The following is an 18,556-nucleotide window of genomic DNA, read 5'->3' as shown; positions in this document are numbered from 1 at the left end:
TAGTAGGCGGCCCGAGCCGAGCCCGTGACGGCCTGTGGATAACCTGTTGACCTGCGCTTTTGCCCGGATTTCGAGGGTGGGTTCAGGAGCAGACGGTGCCGACCGCCGGGACTTTCCCGTTCAGCAGATAGCCGTTCACGGCACTCTGCACGCACTTGTTCTTGCTGTCGTACGCGCCGTGCCCCTGGCCCTTGTACGTCAGCTCGACCGCGACGCCCTTGCCGAGCGCGTCCACCATCTTCTTCGCGCCCTCGTACGGCGTGGCCGGGTCACCGGTGTTGCCCACGACGAGGATCGGCGCCGACCCGGCCGCGCTCACGTCGGGATGGTCGGCGGCGCCCGGCACGGCCCAGTCGGTGCAGCTGACCATGCCCCAGGCGAGGAAGTCGCCGAAGAGGGGAGAGGCGGCCCGGAACTCGGGCAGCTTCTGTTCCACGTAGTCGGCGGTGTATCTCGGCTTGTCGTCGGCGCAGTTGATGGCGATGTTCGCCGCGGTGATGTTGCTGTACTCGCCGTTCTCGCTGCGCCCGTTCATCGAGTCGGACAACGCCATGAGGACCTTGCCGTCACCGCTGTAGGCCTGTTCGAGCCCCTCGGTGAGGTACTCCCAGAAGTCCTTCGAGTACAGCGCCTGCGCGATGCCGTTGGTCGCGGCGGTCTGGGTCAACTGACGGGGGAAGATGCCCGGGATCGGCTTGCTGTCGAGACTCTTGAGCAGCTTGGCGATGCGGTCCTTGACGTCCTGCGAGGTGTCGCCGAGCGGACAGTCCGTGGTCTTCGACGTGCAGTCGTCGGCGAAGTTGTCGAGCGCGAGCTGGAAACCCTTCGCCTGTCCCAGGGAGCCCTGTTCGGAGTTCTGCGTGGGGTCGACGACCGCGTCGAACACGGCGCGTCCCACGTGCTTCGGGAACAAGCGGGCGTAGACGCCGCCCAGTTCGGTGCCGTAGGAGATGCCGAAGTAGTGCAGCTTGCCGTCGCCCAGGACCTGGCGCATCAGGTCCATGTCGCGGGCCGCGTCGGTGGTGCGCACCTGGGGGAGCATCTTCTTGGAGTTCTTCTCGCAGGCCGCGTTGAACTGCTTGGTGTTGGCCAGGAGCTTGGTGCGCTCGGCCGCGGTGTCCGGGGTTGCGTCCTGCTGGAAGTACTGGTCGAGCTGGGAGTCGCTCTCGCACTCGACGCCGGCGCTGCGGCCCACTCCGCGCGGGTCGAAGCTCACCAGGTCGTAGCGGGTGCGCAGGGTCGCGTAGTCCTCGCCGAACGCGGGCAGCGTGGTGACGCCCGAGCCGCCGGGGCCGCCGAAGTTGAAGACGAGCGAGCCGATCCGCTTGCTCGCGGCGCCACTCGCCTTCGCCCGCACCAGGGCGAGTCCGATCGTGTCGCCCTTGGGCTTGCTCCAGTCGAGCGGCGCCTTCATGGTGGCGCACTGCCACTTGGTGCCGTTCGGCAGCGGCGACGGCGCGGCGCCGCCGCCCTCGGCCTCGGACGGGGCCGGGCAGTCCTTCCAGCTCAGCTTCTGGGCCGTCGGATCCTTGTCCTCGGAGTCGCCGCCGCAGCCCGCCAGCGTGGCGGACAGCAGGACGACGGTGGCGGTCAGGGCAGCGGCACGCAGCCGGGAGGGGGTCGGCATGACCCCATCCTGAGGTCGTACCCGGTGGGACGCTCGGGGTGCGGGCCGTACGAGGTACGCACGCGTGCGTGCCCTGTATCCGTACGCGCGCGTGCTCAATGCGTACGCGTACGTGCTCTACAGGGAGCCCTTGCGGGACAGGTGGTTGAAGAACAGCCAGCCCGGCAGCACCGGGATCCACAGTGTCAGCAGCCGGTACAGCAGCACCGCCGGAGCGGCGACCTCCTTGGGGAGGCCCACGGCGATCAGACCGAGGGTCAGGCTCGCCTCGACCGCGCCCACACCGCCCGGGGTCGGGGCCGCGGAACCGAGCGCGTTGCCCGCGAGGAAGACGACGGCGACGCTGGCCAGGCTGAGCGACGTCGACTGGTCGCCGAACGCCCGGATCGACGCGTCCAGGCACATCACGAAGCAGGCCGTCAGCAGCAGCATGCCGCCGATGCCGGTGACCAGCTTCTGCGGCCGCTGCAGCACGTCCAGCATGCGCGGGATGACACCCGCGAAAAGCGACCGCACGCGCGTGACGAGGAACTTCCGCAGGAACGGCACCGAGGTCACCACGAGCACGAGCACCGCCACCGTCAGCAGACCGGCGATGACCGTCCGGGACGGCGACAGCGACGGCGTCTTCTCGGTGCCGGTCAGATAGCCGAACGACAGCAGCATCAGGATGTGGCAGCCAAGACCGAACAGCTGCGACGCGCCGACACTCGCCACCGCGAGCCCGGGCCGCACCCCGGCACGCTGCAGGAAGCGCGTGTTCAGGGCGACACCGCCGACCGCGGCCGGGGCCACGATCTTCACGAACGATCCGGCGACCTGCGCCGCCACGGCCCGCAGGAACGGCACCCGCTCCGGCACGAACCCCAGGAGGGCCATCGCCGCCGCGAAGTAGCTCAGCGCCGAGAACAGCACGGCCGCGGCCACCCAGCCCCACTGGGCGTTGGCGACGAGCGGACCGAACTCGATGTGCGTGAGCTGCGTCAGCAGGAAGTAGGCACCGATCGCGCCCGCGATGAAACTGATCAGGGTCCGCGGCCGCACCCGCTCCAGACGGGCCGGTTCGACGTGCGCCTGCGGTCTGATCAGCAGCACCTGATGACGGATCTGGGTGAGCAGATCCTCCTCGCGCGCCTCGTCCAACGCCTCGTCGATGGCCCGCTTCTCTGCCCGCTGCTCCGCCCGCACGGCCTTCTTGTCGGGTTTTTCGAGTACGGGCGTGGAGCCCTCCGAAGCCTCCTCCGCACGGGCCAGCCTGGTCTGCCGGGACGCCTCCAGGATCGCGTCGCGCTCCCGCTGAGCGCGTTCCCGGGACAGGCGTCGCAGCGTCGCGCGCGTGGAGCGCGACAACGCGATCGGCTGGAGCATCGGCAGACAGTCGGCCACGGCGTCGGGACCGAGGACACCGACCGCCGAGGCCACCGCGCGCTCGGCGCCCACCCGCAGACCGATCGTCGTCACCAACTGGGCGACATCCATGCGCAGCAGCAGCTCACCGGCCGCGATCTCACCGCCGCGCAGGTCCGTGAGGATCACCGTGCCGGAACGATCCACCAGAATGGCGTCACCGGCGAGCCTGCGGTGGGCGATGCGCCGCGACTGCAGCGCCTGCACCTGGTGCCAGGTGAGGCGCAGCAGATCGTCGGTGATCTCCTCGTCCGCGAGCGAGTCGAGCGTGCGTCCACCGGTGTGCTCGTAGACGAGCATCACGGCGTCGGGGCCGAGTTCCGAGGTCGCGATCAGCTTCGGGGCGTTGGCCCCGGCCGCGATCGCCGCGTACGCCAGCAGAGCCTCCTGCTCCAGCGCCTGGCGCAGCGACTGGAGGCTGCTGCGGGTCGCGAAGCCGCGCAGCGTCAGGTTGCGCCACGCGCGGTAGAAGAAGCCCTGGGCCTGCTGCTCCCGGTCGACCACGGTGACGTCCAGCGGTGGACCGTCCTCCAGGGTCACGAAGTAGCGCCGGCCGCGGTCGCCGTTCTCCGTGTCGACGGCCTCCTCGCGGGCCGCGCCCACGGGGTGGAAGCCGACCGTCCGCAGGCCCGCCATCAGCGTCCTGCCGGTGGGCCGGACGTTCGGCGAGCCCACCGCGTACAGCGTCCCGTAGGCGACGGTCCAGCCGATGAGCACCGTCAGGATGATCGAGAACGGTGTCGTGTACCCGGTGACCAGCATCGAGAAGGCGTCCAGCAGCAGCACGATCCACAGCACGGAGCGCCAGCGCGGCCTCCGGGACATGCCTACGGCCGTCATGTAGGCGATGACGGGCGCCAGATAGCCGTGCACCGGGTCGGTGAGGGCATGGATGTCACCGGGGGAGGGCTGGGTGAGCGCCTCCTGGATCGAGCCCGGGGCGGCCTTGGCGACCCACAGGTCCGTGGCGAGTGTCACTCCGTGTGCGAGGACCGCCGCGAGCACGCCGTCGGCGATACGGAGCCCGTCCCGCTTGATCAGCCGCTCGATCGCGAAGGCGACCGGCACCAGCAGGATGGCGATGCTGGACGCCAGCCCCGCGATCTTGATCAGCAGGTCGGGCGCCTGGCCGGTGCCCTTGTTGATGTCCTGTTCGAGCCCCGAGGTCGTGCCGTGCGCGAACGCGGCGATCGCGAGCAGTACGACGATCGCGAGAAAGCCGACCAGGAGGCGCATGAGATCGGAAGGGCGGTGCACGCGCGCGGGGAGCAGCGGTTCGTCGCCCTCGACCTCTTCGGCGTGCGTGTCGTCGTCGCAGTCGCCGAGGCCCGGCGCGGGTGTCTCGGTGGGATCAGCGGGCGCCTCCACGGGCTCCTGCTCGTGGGCGTCGGCGGTGTCCGGGCGCGACGCAGCGTCAGAGGTGCCCTCCGCGTCTTCGGGGTGCACACCCTGCTGCTTCATCGTCTCTTCTTGATCTCGTATCACCGTTCACCGCCCGCACGATGGTGGCATGCCCCACCGACACACGGGGGCATCAGGGTGCAAATGCGGGGGCGCACAGTCTGCCCCACGCGCCGCTCCGGGGCGAGGGATACGCAGAGTCGCCAGCGCGTCGCGTTGTCGGTGGGGTGCGGCAGGATGGGACGGATGAGCGAGGAGAGCCTTCCGGACGACACCGGCCCCGAGCACGGCGACGCGCTGCCCGAATACGCGGAGCGTGTCCTCGACGTGGCCGAACGGATTCCGCCCGGGCGCGTCATGACGTACGGCGATGTCGCCGAATGGCTGGAGGAGGGCGGGCCGCGCCAGGTCGGCCGCGTGATGGCCCTCTACGGAGGAGCCGTTCCGTGGTGGCGGGTCGTCCGCGCGGACGGCACGCTGCTCCCGGGCCACGAGCTGCGGGCGCTCGACAACTACCGCGCGGAGGGCACTCCTCTGAAGGAGGCGAGCAGAGCCGCCGAGGGTCACCTGCCGCGCGTCGACATGAAACGGGCGCGATGGGACGGCGGCGAGCGCGCGGACGGTCACACCTGACAGCTTCCGCCATCGGCCGCGCCCCGGGGCGACCTGTGGCCCGTACGGGGGAAACCCGGCACGTCCGTCGCATGCCGTACGTTCGAGGGGCGAGGGACGCGAGGGTCGCGCGAGCCGTGAGGGAACGCGCGGAAGTCCTGCTTCCCCGCGACCCGTCGGCGTAGCGTCGGCTGCACCTGTCCCCCTCACCTCGCGGTCACCGCTCTCCACACGCGGTGGTCAGGCAACCAGCACACCCACCAGGACCGGCGAACCACGTGAGCTCCTCTTCCTCCACCAGGCGCCTGTCGCACCCCCAGGGGCGACAGGGGAGCCGTGGCGCTTACCGACTGGTGCGTACCCCGCCGACCCGGCCGACTCCCCCTCGTCTGGACGCGCCACAGCGCTCGGTGGTTGACCACGAAGCCGGTCCGCTGCTCGTCCTCGCAGGTCCGGGCACCGGCAAGACGACCACCCTGGTGGAGGCCGTCGCGGCCCGGATCGCCCAAGGAGGTGACCCCGCGCGGATCCTCGTGCTGACGTTCAGCCGCAAGGCGGCCGTCGAACTGCGCGACCGCATGGCACTGCGCATCGGAGCCGCCCGCGCGCCCCGGGCGACCACCTTCCACTCGTTCTGCTACGCCCTGGTCCGCGCCCACCAGGACAGCGACCTGTTCGTCGAGCCCCTACGGCTGCTGTCCGGGCCTGAACAGGACGTCGCCGTACGCGAACTGCTCGCCGGCCAGCCCGACCTGGAGCGGCTCGGCCTCGCCCACGTGCGCTGGCCGGACGAACTGCGGGCCTGCCTCACCACCCGCGGCTTCGCCGACGAGGTCCGCGCGGTGCTCGCCCGCAGCCGTGAACTGGGCCTGGGCCCGGACTCCCTGGACGCCTTCGCCCACCGCATCGGTCGCCCCGACTGGCGTGCCGCCGCTGCCTTCCTCGCCGAGTACCTCGACGTACTCGACCTCCAAGGAGTGCTCGACTACGCGGAACTCGTCCACCGCGCGGTGCTCCTCGCCCAGCGCCCCGAGGTCACCGAGCGGCTCGCCGCGGAGTACGACGCCGTGTTCGTGGACGAGTACCAGGACACCGACCCGGCCCAGGTACGGCTGCTGCACGCCCTCGCCGGCGGCGGCCGCAACCTCGTCGCCTTCGGAGACCCCGACCAGTCGATCTACACGTTCCGGGGCGCCGATGTGAACGGCATCCTGGAGTTCCCGAGCGCCTTCCCGCGCGCGGACGGCACCCCGGCCCCCGTGGAGGTGCTCCGGACCTCCCGCCGCTCCGGCGCCGCCCTGCTGACCGCCACCCGCCTGCTGACCCAGCGCATGCCCCTGACCAGACTCCCGGCACAGAAGGTCCGCGCCCACCGCGAGTTGTCCCCGGTACGGGACGGCGGTCGCGTCGAGGTCTACACGTACCCGACGCCCGGCACGGAGCTGGACAACATCGCCGACATCCTCCGCAGGGCACACCTGGAGGACGGCGTCCCCTGGAACGACATGGCCATCCTGGTACGCGCCGGCTCCCGGACGATCCCCACGATCCGACGCGCCCTCACGGCGGCCGGCGTCCCCCTGGACATCGACGGCGACGACCTGCCCCTGCGCCACGAACCGGCGGTGGCACCGCTGTTGACGGCGTTGCGGGCGGTGGCGGCAGCGGAAGCATCAGTACGGCCCGAGGACGACACCGAAGCCGTACGAGCCGCGGGGGAGGCCGACGACGTAGAAGACGCCGTGCCGGAAGCCGACGACGGACAGGCAACGGCAGACGCCGAGCACCAGCACGAACAGGCCACGCCGGAAGCCGATCCCGAAGAGCCCGCCGCCCCCTCCTGGCTCGACACCGAAACCGCTCTCACCCTGCTCGCCTCCCCCCTCGCCGCCATGGACGCCGCCGACCTGCGCCGCCTGGGCAGGGCGCTGCGCGAGGAGGAGCGGGCCGGTGGCAACCCCGTGCCGCCGCCCTCGGACGAGCTGCTCACGCGGGCGCTCGCCGAGCCGGAGCGGCTGGTCGCGCACGACCCGACGTACGCGCGGGGAGCCCAGCGCCTGGGCGCGCTGCTGCGCAAGGCACGGGAGCGGCTGGCGGGCGGCGGTACGGCCGAGGAGGCGCTCTGGGACCTCTGGCAGGGCACACCGTGGCCCGGGCGCCTGGAGCGGGCCGCACTGCGCGGCGGCGCGGCCGGGCGGAACGCCGACCGCGACCTGGACGCCGTCTGCGCGCTGTTCGCGACCGCGGCCCGCGCGGAGGAGCGTACCGGCGGCCGGGGCGCCCTCAACTTCCTGGAGGAGATCGACGCCGAGGACATCGCCGCCGACACGCTCACACGGCGTGCGGTACGCCCCGACGCCGTACGCCTGATGACCGCGCACCGCTCCAAGGGCCTGGAGTGGAACCTGGTCGTCGTAGCAGGCGTCCAGGAGGGCCTGTGGCCGGACCTGCGCCGACGCGGCTCCCTCCTGGAGGCCGACCGCATCGGCCGCGACGGACTCGCCGAACCGCTCACTCCGGGGGCGCTGCTCGCCGAGGAACGCCGCCTGTTCTACGTCGCCGCCACCCGCGCGCGTGAACGCCTCGTCGTCACCGCCGTGAAGGCACCCGCGGACGACGGCGACCAGCCGTCCCGCTTCCTCACCGAACTCGGCGTCGAGCCCAAGGACGTCACCGGGCGCCCGCGCCGCCCGCTGTCGGTCGCCGCCCTGGTCGCCGAGTTGCGCGCCACGACCGTCGACCCGCGCGTGTCCGAGACGCTCAGAGAGGCCGCCGCGCGGAGGCTGGCCCGGCTGGCCGCGCTGGCCGACGACGAGGGCCGCCCGCTGGTCCCGTCCGCGCACCCGTACCGCTGGTGGGGCATGTACGACCCGACCGAGAGCAAGGTGCCGCTGCGCGACCGCGACCAGCCCGTCGTGCTCTCCGGGAGCGCCCTCGACCAGCTCGCCAACACCTGTGCCCTGCAATGGTTCCTGGGCCGTGAGGTGAAGGCCGACGCGCCCGCGACCACCGCCCAGGGCTTCGGGAACGTGGTGCACGTCCTCGCCGACGAGGTCGCCTCCGGACGCACCCCCGCCGACCTCGCCGCCCTCATGGAGCGCCTCGACACCGTGTGGAACGCGCTCGCCTTCGACGCGCCCTGGAAGTCGGCGCAGGAGAAGGACAACGCGCGCGTGGCGCTCGAACGCTTCCTGAAGTGGCACGTCGACTCCAACGGCATCCGCACCGGCCGTACGCCCGTCGCCAGCGAGCACGACTTCGACGTCACCCTCGAAGCGGGTGACTACGAAGTGCGCATCCGCGGCTCCATGGACCGCGTCGAGGCGGACGGCGAAGGACGCGCCTACGTAGTCGACTTCAAGACCGGCAAGCAGACGCCGACCGCCCGCGAGGTGGAGCGCCACCCCCAACTCGCCGTCTACCAACTCGCGGTCCGCGAGGGCGCCGTGGACGAGGCCTTCGACGGGGTGCGCCCCGAAGCGGGCGGCGCCGAACTAGTCCAGCTGCGTCAGGGCGCCGCGCAACGGGACGGCGGTGAGACCCTGCCCAAGGTGCAGGCCCAGGAGCCCTTGGAGGGGGAGTGGGCCGGTGAACTGCTGGCCACGGCCGCGGGCAAGGTTCTCGACGAGCGGTTCACGCCGACGGCCGGGCAGCACTGCGCGCACTGCGCGTTCCGGGCCTCGTGCAGCGCGCGGCCCGAGGGACGACACGTCGTCGAGTAACTCGCGTGACGTATCGCACCACATGTGCTGACCTGCGCTTCTTCTGCCCCTGAGGGCGATTGGTCCTCGACTGTCAGTGGCCGCCGCTAGCCTTCCCGACATGCCCGCCCGTATCACCGATCCCGATCAGCTCAAGGAGCTCCTCGGCATCCCCTTCACCCCGGAGCAGACGGCCTGCATCATCGCGCCGCCCGCCCCGCAGGTGATCGTGGCCGGAGCCGGGTCGGGCAAGACGACGGTGATGGCGGCCCGCGTGGTGTGGCTGGTCGGCACCGGCCAGGTCGTCCCCGAGCAGGTCCTCGGCCTGACCTTCACCAACAAGGCCGCCGGTGAACTCGCCGAGCGCGTCCGCAAGGCGCTCATCAAGGCGGGCGTCACCGACCCCGACGTCATCGACCCGGACAACCCCCCGGGCGAGCCCGTGATCTCGACGTACCACGCCTTCGCGGGCCGCCTCCTGGCCGACCACGGCCTGCGCATCGGACTCGAACCGACGGCCCGCCTGCTCGCCGACGCCACCCGTTTCCAACTCGCCGCGCGCGTGCTGCGCGAGGCCCCCGGCCCCTACCCGGCGCTCACCCGCTCCTTCCCGGACCTCGTCAGCGACCTCCTCACCCTCGACGGCGAGCTGTCCGAACACCTCGTACGCCCCGAGGAGTTGCGCGTCTACGACGCCGAGCTGCTGCGTGCATTGGAGGGCCGCAAGCTCAGCAACGCCGAGCTGCGCAAGGTCCCCGAGGCGGCCTCCGCGCGGCGTGAACTCACCGAGCTGGTGAGCCGCTACCGGACCGCCAAGCGCGAGCGCGACCTGCTCGACTTCGGTGACCAGATCGCCCTCTCCGCGAGCCTGGCCCGCACCCGCCCCGAGGTCGGCGAGATCCTGCGCGACGAGTTCCGGGTGGTGCTGCTCGACGAGTACCAGGACACCTCGGTCGCCCAACGCATCCTCCTGGCAGGCCTGTTCGGCGCCGGCACGGGCCACCCGGTGACCGCCGTCGGCGACCCCTGCCAGGCGATCTACGGCTGGCGCGGCGCGTCCGTCGCCAACCTCGACGACTTTCCGGAGCACTTCGCGCACGCCGACGGCCGCCTCGCCGCCCGCCAGTCGCTCAGCGAGAACCGCCGCAGCGGCGGCCGCCTCCTCGACCTCGCCAACAACCTCGCGGAACCCCTGCGCGCCATGCACGCGGGCGTGGAGGCCCTCCGCCCGGCCCCCGGCGCCGAGCGCGACGGCATGGTCCGCTGCGCGCTGCTGCCCACCCACACCGAGGAGATCGACTGGCTCGCCGACTCCATCGCCCACCTCGTACGGACCGGGAAGGCGCCCGGCGAGATCGCCGTCCTGTGCCGTACGGCCACCGACTTCGCCGAGATCCAGGGCGCCCTCGTCGCCCGCGACATCCCGGTCGAGGTGGTCGGGCTCTCCGGGCTGCTGCACCTGCCCGAGGTCGCCGACCTCGTCGCCGTCTGCGAAGTCCTCCAGGACCCCGGGGCCAACGCCTCCCTGGTCCGGCTGCTGACCGGCCCACGCTGGCGCATCGGCCCGCGCGACCTCGCCCTTCTGGGCCGACGCGCCCGGCTCCTGGTGTCCCACGCGCGCGTGGGGGACGACGAGGACCCCGACCGCCGACTCGCCGCAGCCGTCGAGGGGGTCGACCCCTCCGAAGTGATATCGCTGGCCGACGCCCTCGACACGTTCCTGGAGACACCCCTCTACGGCGCCGACCGCACCGGGGACGACGACGGGCTGCCCTTCTCACCGGACGCGCGCGTGCGCTTCGCCCACCTCGCCACCGAGCTGCGCGACCTGCGCCGCTCCCTGTCCGACCCCCTGATGGACGTCCTGCACCGCGTCCTCGCCGTCACCGGCCTGGAGGTCGAACTCGCGGCGTCCCCGCACGCGTTGGCCGCCCGCCGCCGCGAGACCCTGTCGAACTTCCTGGACGTCGCAGCCTCCTTCGCCGCGGGCGACGGCGAGGCCACCCTGCTCGCCTTCCTGGGCTTCCTGCGCACCGCCGCCCAGTACGAGAAGGGCCTCGACAACGCCCTCCCGGGTGGCGAGAACACCGTCAAGGTCCTCACCGCGCACAAGTCCAAGGGCCTGGAGTGGGACGTCGTGGCCGTTCCCGGCCTGGTCACCGGGACCTTCCCCAGCAGCCAGGGCCGCGAGAAGTGGACCGCCCAGGGCAAGGTCCTGCCGCACGCCCTGCGCGGCGACACCGCCACCCTGCCCGACGTCGCGTCCTGGGACGCCAAGGGCCTGAAGGCCTTCCACGAGGCCATGAAGGACCACCAGCACACCGAGGAACTCCGCCTCGGCTACGTCACCTTCACCCGCCCCCGCTCCCTACTGCTCGGCTCCGGCCACTGGTGGGGGCCCACGCAGAAGAAGCCCCGCGGCCCCTCCGACTTCCTCCAGGCCCTGTACGACCACTGTGCGGCCGGGTACGGCGAGATCGAGGCCTGGGCGGACCAGCCCGAGGAGGGCGAGGAGAACCCCGCCCTGCACACGGCCACCGCCGACCAGGCCTGGCCGCTGCCCCTGGACGACGCGGCGATGGCCCACCGCCGCAAGGCCGCCAAGCTGGTCATGAATCACTTGGAGTACCTCGCCTCCCACGACGAGGGCCACCCCGCCGCCACCCACGACCCGAACACCCACGACGACCCGGACTGGCCCCCACCACCGGACGACGACGAACCGCCTTACGACGAGCCCCCCTTCGGGGAGCCTCCCTACGAGGAATCGCTCCCCGAAGCCGAAGGCCACGGCCAAGGCGAACGCGAACGCGAACGCGAAGACAGCCTTCCGGAGGGCGACCCCGCCGACTGGGACACCTGGACCACGGATCGCCCCACCGTCCCGCACCAGGCGACGGCCCCGCACGCCACCGAACACTCCAGTGCGCCAGGGGGCGCACGCCCGCACCCCGTCGAACCGCCCGGTACGCCCCTCACCCCCGAGGAAGCCCGCGCCATCGACTCCTGGGACCGCGACCTCGACGCCCTCACCGGCGAACTCCTGCGCGCCCGCCGGAGAGTCACCGACGTACCCCTACCGGCCTCCCTGACAGCAACGCAGTTGCTGCTCCTGGCCGCCGACCCGGACGCCCTCGCGCAGGAACTCGCACGCCCGCTGCCGCGCCCGCCGCAACCCGCCGCCCGCCGGGGCACCCGCTTCCACGCCTGGGTGGAGTCACGCTTCGAAGAGCTGACCCTGCCCATGCTGGAACCGGACGAACTGCCCGGCAGCGAGGCCGAGATCGCCGACGAACGCGACCTGGAAGCCCTCAAGGAAGCCTTCGAACGCACCGAGTACGCCCGGCGCACGCCCTACCGCGTCGAGACCCCCTTCCAGCTCGCGATCGCCGGCCGCGTCGTACGGGGCCGTATCGACGCCGTCTACAAGCAGGGCGACGGTGACGAAACGACGTACGAGATCCTCGACTGGAAGACCAGCCGCACCCGTACCGCCGACCCGCTCCAGCTCGCGATCTACCGGCTGGCCTGGGCCGAGCGGCAGGGCGTGCCCCTGGAGGCGGTCACGGCCGCGTTCCTGTACGTGCGCGGCGGCGAGGTCGTACGGCCGGAGAACCTCCCGGACCGGGCCGTACTGGAGCGGCTGCTGCGGGAGGAGGCGGGCGCGCAGGCGGAATCACCGGGCGCGCAGGGGGAGTGACAGGCCGCGCAAGCAAACTGTGAGGAACCGCCCACCGAGGATGTCAGTGCGGGCCGATAGGCTCGTGACCATGAGCCACACCGTTGACAGTGCCGTCAGCGCGGTCCGCACGTACATCGAGCAGCACCGCGCGGTCTTCCTCGACGACCTCGCCGAGTGGCTGCGCATCCCGTCCGTGTCGGCACAGCCCGACCACGCGCCCGACGTCCGGCGCAGCGCGGACTGGCTCGCCGCCACACTCCGGAAGACCGGCTTCCCGACCACCGAGGTCTGGCCGACCCCGGGCGCCCCCGCCGTCTTCGCCGAGTGGCCCTCCGACGACCCCGAGGCACCCACGGTCCTCGTCTACGGCCATCACGACGTCCAGCCGGCCGCCCGCGAGGACGGCTGGGACAGTGAGCCCTTCGAGCCCGTCGTCCGTGAGAACCGCCTCTACGCGCGCGGGGCGGCCGACGACAAGGGCCAGGTGTTCTTCCACACACTCGGCGTCCGCGCCCACCTCGCCGCCACCGGCCGTACCGCCCCGGCCGTGCACCTGAAGCTCCTGATCGAGGGCGAGGAGGAGTCCGGCTCCCCGCACTTCCGGGCGCTCGTCGAGCAGCACGCCGGTCGGCTCGCCGCCGAGGCCGTGATCGTCTCCGACACCGGCATGTGGTCCGAGGACACCCCCACGGTGTGCACCGGCATGCGCGGCCTCGCCGAGTGCGAGATCCGGCTGCACGGCCCCGACCAGGACATCCACTCCGGCTCCTTCGGCGGCGCCGTGCCCAACCCGGCGACCGCCGCCGCCCGCCTCGTCGCCGCGCTGCACGACGAGCACGCACGCGTGGCCGTCCCCGGCTTCTACGACGGCATCGTCGAACTCACCGACCAGGAGCGCGAGCTCTTCGCCGAGCTGCCCTTCGACGAGAAGGAATGGCTGCGCACCGCCAAGTCGCACGCCACCCAGGGAGAGGCCGGACACACCACCCTGGAGCGCATCTGGGCCCGCCCCACCGCCGAGGTCAACGGCATCGGCGGCGGCTACCAGGGCCCAGGCAGCAAGACGATCATCCCGTCCTCGGCGATGGTGAAGCTGTCCTTCAGGCTGGTCGCGGGACAGGACCCCGACCACATCGAGAAGGCCGTCCGCGACTGGGCTGCCCAGCAGGTGCCCGACGGGATCCGGCAGGAGATCACCTTCAGCGCGGCCACGCGCCCGTGCCTGACGCCCCTGGACCACCCGGCCCTCCAGTCCGTCGTCCGCGCCATGGGCCGCGCCTTTGAGAAACCGGTCCTCTTCACGCGCGAGGGCGGCTCGGGACCGGCAGCCGACCTCCAGGAAGTCCTTGCGGCACCCGTCCTCTTCCTGGGCATCTCCGTCCCCTCCGACGGCTGGCACGCTCCGAACGAGAAGGTCGAAATCGACCTCCTCCTGAAGGGCGTCGAAACCACCGCCCACCTGTGGGGAGACCTCGCCGACACCTGGCGCCGCGCGCCCTGACGAACCCGCGATCCGGAACGGCTACGTGCGGGGCACACTGGAAGAACCGCCCCGCACGCCCTGTCCCCGCCGGACCCGGTCGCCTCCTGCCGAACGTCCCGCTGAACCGCCCGCCGAAACAATCCGCATTGCCGGGGGAGTTGGAAGCACCCGTGACCACCTGGACCGACCACACAGCCGACCGACCCATCTCGCTCACCGCCCCGAGCGGCATCGACCGAGCCGCCCACCACCGGCTCGACGAGGCCTGGCTCGCCGCGGCGTGGAGCCACCCCACCACCCGCTGCTTCGTGGTCTCCGGCGGCCAGGTTCTCATCGACGAGACACCCGACGGCAAGACCGAACTCGTCATGACCCCGTCCTTCGAGGCCCCCCTCACCGAGGCACACCGCTACTTCCTGGGCACCGACGACGACGGCGTCAGCTACTTCGCCCTCCAGAAGGACGCCCTGCCCGGCCGCATCGACCAGTCGGCGCGACCCGCTGGCCTGCGTGAGGCCGGCCTGCTGCTGTCGCCCCGGGACGTGGGCCTGATGGTGCACGCGGTCGCCCTGGAGAACTGGCAGCGCCTGCACCGCTTCTGCTCCCGCTGCGGCGAGCGCACGGTGATCGCCGCGGCCGGCCACATCCGCCGCTGCCCGGCCTGCGGCGCCGAGCACTACCCGCGCACCGATCCCGCCGTGATCATGGCCGTCACCGACGAGGAGGACCGCATCCTGCTCGGCCGCCAGGTCCACTGGCCCGAGGGCCGCTTCTCGACGCTCGCCGGCTTCGTGGAGCCCGGCGAGTCCATCGAACAGTCGGTGCGCCGCGAGGTCTTCGAGGAGGCCGGCATCACCGTCGGCCACGTCGAGTACGTCGCCAGCCAGCCCTGGCCCTTCCCGTCCAGCCTCATGCTGGGCTTCATGGCCCGCGCCACCTCGACCGACATCAACGTCGACGGCGACGAGATCCACGAGGCCCGCTGGTTCTCCCGCGAGGAACTGCGCGCGGCCTTCGAGTCCGAAGAGGTACTGCCCCCGTACGGCATCTCGATCGCGGCCCGACTGATCGAGCTCTGGTACGGCAAGCCGCTGCCGACGCGCACCTTCGTCTGAGGCGACAAGGCGACAAAGGGGTGCGGATGACGGGGCGCGGATGAGTGGGGTGCGGGTTGCCGACCCGTACTGGAACCACAACGTCCACTACCACCCCGTGGTGGTGGACGCCGTGCCCGACGGCTGCCGCACCGTCCTGGACGTCGGCTGCGGGGACGGTCTGCTGGCCCGCAAGCTGGCGAGCAGAGCCGGATCGGTGACAGGCGTGGACCGCTCGCCGCAGATGATCCGGCTCGCCCGCGCGGACGTGTCGCCGGAAAACGTCACCTTCGTAGAGGCCGACTACCTCGACGCCACCTCACTCGCCGAGGGCACGTACGACTTCGTCAGCGCGGTCGCCGTCGTCCACCACACGGAGTTCGAGGACGCTGTGGCACGGCTGGTGAGCCTGCTGGCCCCCGGCGGTCGACTGGTGATCGTCGGCCTGGCGTACAACAGGACGTTCCTGGACTGGGTGATCGGCGGCTGCGGGCTGCCCGTGAGCCGGTTCCTGGCACGACGGAACGGCGGGAAACTCGGACCCGTCGGCATGCCGATCGAGGACTCGGCCATGTGCTGGGGAGAGGCCCGCGAAGGCGTCCGGCGCCTGCTGCCCGGGGCCCGGTTCCGGCGTCGGCTGCTGTGGCGCTACGTGGCCGTGTGGGACAAGCCGGTCGCGTGAGGCGAACGAGAAACGAGAAACGTGCTGCGAACGACAAAGAAGGCGGCCCCTGACATCAGGAGCCGCCTTCTGCGGAGTCGCGCGCGGAGCGTCGTTCAGGCGCCGAGTGCCTGCTTCACCTGGGCAAGGCTCGGGTTTGTCATGACTACCTCAGAGCCGCCCTGGGCAGGAACCACCAAAACCGTGGGCACCGTCTGATTCCCGCCATTCGCCTTCTCGACGAAGGCCGCGGAAGCCGGGTCCTGCTCGATGTTGATCTCGTCGTACGCGATTCCCTCGCGGTCCATCTGGCTCTTCAGCCGACGGCAGTAACCGCACCACGTGGTGCTGTACATCGTCACAGTGCCCGACATCTTCTCGCGCTCCTCAACAGCTCAGGGGATGGGTGCTCGCAGAGGTGCGAACGTACGCGACCCGGCCGCCATTCCCGCCGGGGGTATCCCGCAGCACGTGACGCCTGCCGCATTAGTACGACTGCGGGTGCCTCCCTGTGGACAACCGACTCATCCGTCTCCGGCGACCTGGCAGCATGGCCGTGTGACAGCAGCAACGCACTCCTCCCTCTTCCCGCAGGTACCGGACTCGGCCGACGCGGTGCTCGAAGGACTCGACCCCGAGCAGCGCGAGGTGGCCACCGCCCTGCGCGGTCCGGTGTGCGTGCTGGCGGGCGCCGGCACGGGCAAGACACGGGCGATCACCCACCGCATCGCCTACGGAGTACGTGCCGGGGTCCTGCAGTCCTCCAGCGTGCTGGCCGTCACCTTCACCAACCGCGCCGCGGGCGAGATGCGCGGTCGGCTGCGCCAGCTCGGCGCCACCGGAGTGCAGGCACGGACGTTCCACTCGGCCGCGCTGCGCCAGCTCCAGTACTTCTGGCCGAAAGCGATCGGCGGCAGCATGCCCCGGCTCGTCGACCGCAAGATCCAGCTCGTCGCCGACGCGGCGGCCGCCTGCCGCATCCGCCTCGACCGCGGTGAACTGCGGGACGTCACCGCGGAGATCGAGTGGTCCAAGGTCACCCAGACCGTGCCCTCCGACTACGCGGCCGCGGCGGCCAAGGCGGGCCGCGACGTGCCGCGCGCCCCCGCCGAGATCGCCCAGCTCTACGCCACCTACGAGGACGTCAAACGAGACCGCGCGGTCATCGACTTCGAGGACGTCCTGCTGCTGACCGTCGCCGTCCTCCAGGACCGGCACGACATCGCCGAACAGGTCCGCTCGCAGTACCAGCACTTCGTGGTCGACGAGTACCAGGACGTCAGCCCGCTCCAGCAGCGCCTCCTGGAGCTGTGGCTGGGCGACCGCGACAACCTGTGCGTCGTCGGCGACGCCAGCCAGACGATCTACTCCTTCACCGGAGCGACACCGGACCACCTGCTCGACTTCCGCACCCGCCACCCCGGCGCCACCGTCGTCAAGCTGGTCCGCGACTACCGCTCCACACCCCAGGTCGTCCACCTCGCCAACAGCCTGCTCTCCCAGGCCCGCGGCCGGGCCGCCGACCACCGGCTGGAGCTGATCTCCCAGCGCGCCGCGGGCCCCGAGCCCGTCTACGCCGAGTACCCCGACGAGCCCGCCGAGGCCGAGGGCGCCGCCCGCCGCATCCGCGACCTCATGGACGCGGGCGTCCCGGCGAGCGAGATCGCGATTCTGGTCCGCACGAACTCCCAGTCCGAGACCTACGAACAGGCCCTCGCCGACGCCGGGGTCCCCTACCAACTGCGCGGCGCCGAGCGGTTCTTCGACCGCCCCGAGGTCCGCAAGGCCGGCATCGCCCTGCGCGGCGCCGCCCGCTTCGGGGGCAACGACTCCCTCCTCGACGACGTCATCGACCTGCCCTCCCAGGTCCGTGCCGTCCTCTCCGGCGAGGGCTGGACCACCGAGCCCCCGGCCGGCTCCGGCGCCGTCAGAGAGCGCTGGGAGTCGCTGGCGGCCCTGGTCAACCTCGCCCAGGACTTCGCCGCGGCGAAACCCGGAGCCACCCTCGCCGACCTGGTCGCCGAACTCGACGAGCGGGCGAACGCCCAGCACGCCCCGACCGTCCAGGGCGTCACCCTCGCCTCCCTGCACTCGGCCAAGGGCCTGGAGTGGGACGTCGTCTTCCTGGTCGGCGTCGCCGAGGGCATGATGCCCATCACGTACGCGAAGACCGACGAGCAGATCGAGGAGGAGCGCCGCCTCCTCTACGTCGGAGTCACCCGCGCCAGAGAGCGGCTCCACGTCTCCTGGGCCCTCTCCCGCTCACCCGGCGGCCGCCCCAACCGCCGCCCCAGCCGCTTCCTGGACGGCCTGCGCCCCGGCTCGACCGGCGGTGCGGGCAGACCCGGCACGGTCGGTCCCGGAGGCATCGAGCGCGGCTTCACGGGCAGCCCCAAGCCCGTACCGCGCCGGACGCAGCGCACTGTGGCTCGCTGCCGGGTCTGCGGCCGCACGCTCACCGAAGCCGGCGAGATGAAGCTGATGCGCTGCGAGGAGTGCCCCTCGGACATGGACGAGGGCCTCTACGAGCGGTTGCGCGAGTGGCGCGAGGTCCAGGCGCAGCTCAGCGGGCAGCCCGCCTTCTGTGTCTTCACCGACAAGACGCTGATGGCGATCGCCGAGACCGTCCCCGACGACGACGGCGAACTCGCGCGGATCCCCGGGGTCGGCGTCCGCAAGCTCAACCGCTACGGGGCCGATGTCCTGGCCATCTGCGGCGGTCAGGAGCCTGCGGATGGTGTGGGGGAGGACTGATTCAAACTCGTCGAGAAAATAGTTTGCGCATGCCCCAGCAATCCCCATAGGTTCTTAGACACGGGAACAGGGGGCCTTCTCGAAGGCCCTGATTCCGTGCTGTACTTGCATATCCGTAGGACCGGTCTCACCCC

The 18,556-nt window shown here is 71.6% G+C and carries 10 protein-coding genes; 7 read left to right on the top strand and 3 right to left on the bottom strand.

What is annotated here, in order from left to right; translation table 11 throughout:
* Positions 1-82 precede the first annotated feature (82 nt).
* Both SPR02S_RS17850 and SPR02S_RS17845 read right to left on the bottom strand, forming a co-directional pair.
* Positions 83-1,627: an alpha/beta hydrolase gene (locus SPR02S_RS17850; RefSeq protein ID WP_019058351.1), complete on the bottom strand. Its 1,545-nt coding sequence runs from the start codon at positions 1,625-1,627 to the stop codon at positions 83-85.
* A gap of 117 nt (positions 1,628-1,744) precedes the next feature.
* A complete protein-coding gene (locus SPR02S_RS17845; RefSeq protein WP_019058350.1) occupies positions 1,745-4,495 on the bottom strand; it encodes a lysylphosphatidylglycerol synthase transmembrane domain-containing protein in 2,751 nt (916 codons plus the stop codon).
* 186 nt (positions 4,496-4,681) lie between these two features.
* Here SPR02S_RS17845 and SPR02S_RS17840 point away from each other — a divergent pair, with 186 nt between their 5' ends.
* The 6 genes from SPR02S_RS17840 to SPR02S_RS17815 all read left to right on the top strand — a co-directional run bounded on the left by SPR02S_RS17840 (position 4,682) and on the right by SPR02S_RS17815 (position 15,689).
* Entirely contained in the window at positions 4,682-5,068 is a 387-nt protein-coding gene (locus SPR02S_RS17840) for an MGMT family protein (protein WP_019058349.1), read from the top strand.
* Between the two features lie 257 nt (positions 5,069-5,325).
* Positions 5,326-8,769, top strand: coding sequence for an ATP-dependent helicase (locus SPR02S_RS17835; protein ID WP_078622925.1), 3,444 nt, complete (start codon positions 5,326-5,328; stop codon positions 8,767-8,769).
* Positions 8,770-8,869: 100 nt separating this feature from the next.
* On the top strand, positions 8,870-12,448 hold the full coding sequence (locus SPR02S_RS17830; protein WP_019058347.1) for an ATP-dependent helicase: 3,579 nt from the start codon (positions 8,870-8,872) through the stop codon (positions 12,446-12,448).
* 70 nt (positions 12,449-12,518) lie between these two features.
* Positions 12,519-13,931, top strand: a complete 1,413-nt coding sequence (locus tag SPR02S_RS17825) for a dipeptidase (protein WP_019058346.1) — start codon at positions 12,519-12,521, stop codon at positions 13,929-13,931.
* A 152-nt stretch (positions 13,932-14,083) separates the two neighbouring features.
* The gene (gene nudC / locus SPR02S_RS17820; RefSeq protein WP_019058345.1) at positions 14,084-15,028 is read left to right on the top strand and encodes an NAD(+) diphosphatase; all 945 of its coding nucleotides are present in this window, start codon (positions 14,084-14,086) and stop codon (positions 15,026-15,028) included.
* Between the two features lie 40 nt (positions 15,029-15,068).
* Entirely contained in the window at positions 15,069-15,689 is a 621-nt protein-coding gene (locus tag SPR02S_RS17815) for a class I SAM-dependent methyltransferase (RefSeq protein ID WP_026150647.1), read from the top strand.
* Positions 15,690-15,784: 95 nt separating this feature from the next.
* Here the strand turns inward: SPR02S_RS17815 and SPR02S_RS17810 are convergent, their stop codons facing one another.
* The gene (locus SPR02S_RS17810; RefSeq protein ID WP_019058343.1) at positions 15,785-16,042 is read right to left on the bottom strand and encodes a mycoredoxin; all 258 of its coding nucleotides are present in this window, start codon (positions 16,040-16,042) and stop codon (positions 15,785-15,787) included.
* A gap of 184 nt (positions 16,043-16,226) precedes the next feature.
* Here SPR02S_RS17810 and SPR02S_RS17805 point away from each other — a divergent pair, with 184 nt between their 5' ends.
* Positions 16,227-18,422 carry an ATP-dependent DNA helicase UvrD2 gene (locus tag SPR02S_RS17805; protein ID WP_019058342.1) on the top strand — a complete coding sequence of 732 codons (2,196 nt, stop codon included), beginning with the start codon at positions 16,227-16,229 and terminating at the stop codon, positions 18,420-18,422.
* Positions 18,423-18,556: the final 134 nt, after the last annotated feature.

This window comes from Streptomyces prunicolor NBRC 13075, from assembly GCF_000367365.1.
Lineage (GTDB): Bacteria > Actinomycetota > Actinomycetes > Streptomycetales > Streptomycetaceae > Streptomyces > Streptomyces prunicolor.
The sequence above is the reverse complement of the archived record's forward strand: the minus strand, read 5'-3'. Positions and strand labels throughout refer to the sequence as shown.

Bases quoted from the DNA above. Each gene is read 5' to 3' on its own strand.
- SPR02S_RS17815 (WP_026150647.1), top strand. From the start codon at position 15,069: ATGAGTGGGGTGCGGGTTGCCGACCCGTACTGGAACCACAACGTCCAC.
- SPR02S_RS17810 (WP_019058343.1), bottom strand. From the start codon at position 16,042: ATGTCGGGCACTGTGACGATGTACAGCACCACGTGGTGCGGTTACTGC.
- SPR02S_RS17830 (WP_019058347.1), top strand. From the start codon at position 8,870: ATGCCCGCCCGTATCACCGATCCCGATCAGCTCAAGGAGCTCCTCGGC.
- SPR02S_RS17840 (WP_019058349.1), top strand. From the start codon at position 4,682: ATGAGCGAGGAGAGCCTTCCGGACGACACCGGCCCCGAGCACGGCGAC.
- SPR02S_RS17845 (WP_019058350.1), bottom strand. From the start codon at position 4,495: ATGAAGCAGCAGGGTGTGCACCCCGAAGACGCGGAGGGCACCTCTGAC.
- SPR02S_RS17850 (WP_019058351.1), bottom strand. From the start codon at position 1,627: ATGCCGACCCCCTCCCGGCTGCGTGCCGCTGCCCTGACCGCCACCGTC.
- SPR02S_RS17825 (WP_019058346.1), top strand. From the start codon at position 12,519: ATGAGCCACACCGTTGACAGTGCCGTCAGCGCGGTCCGCACGTACATC.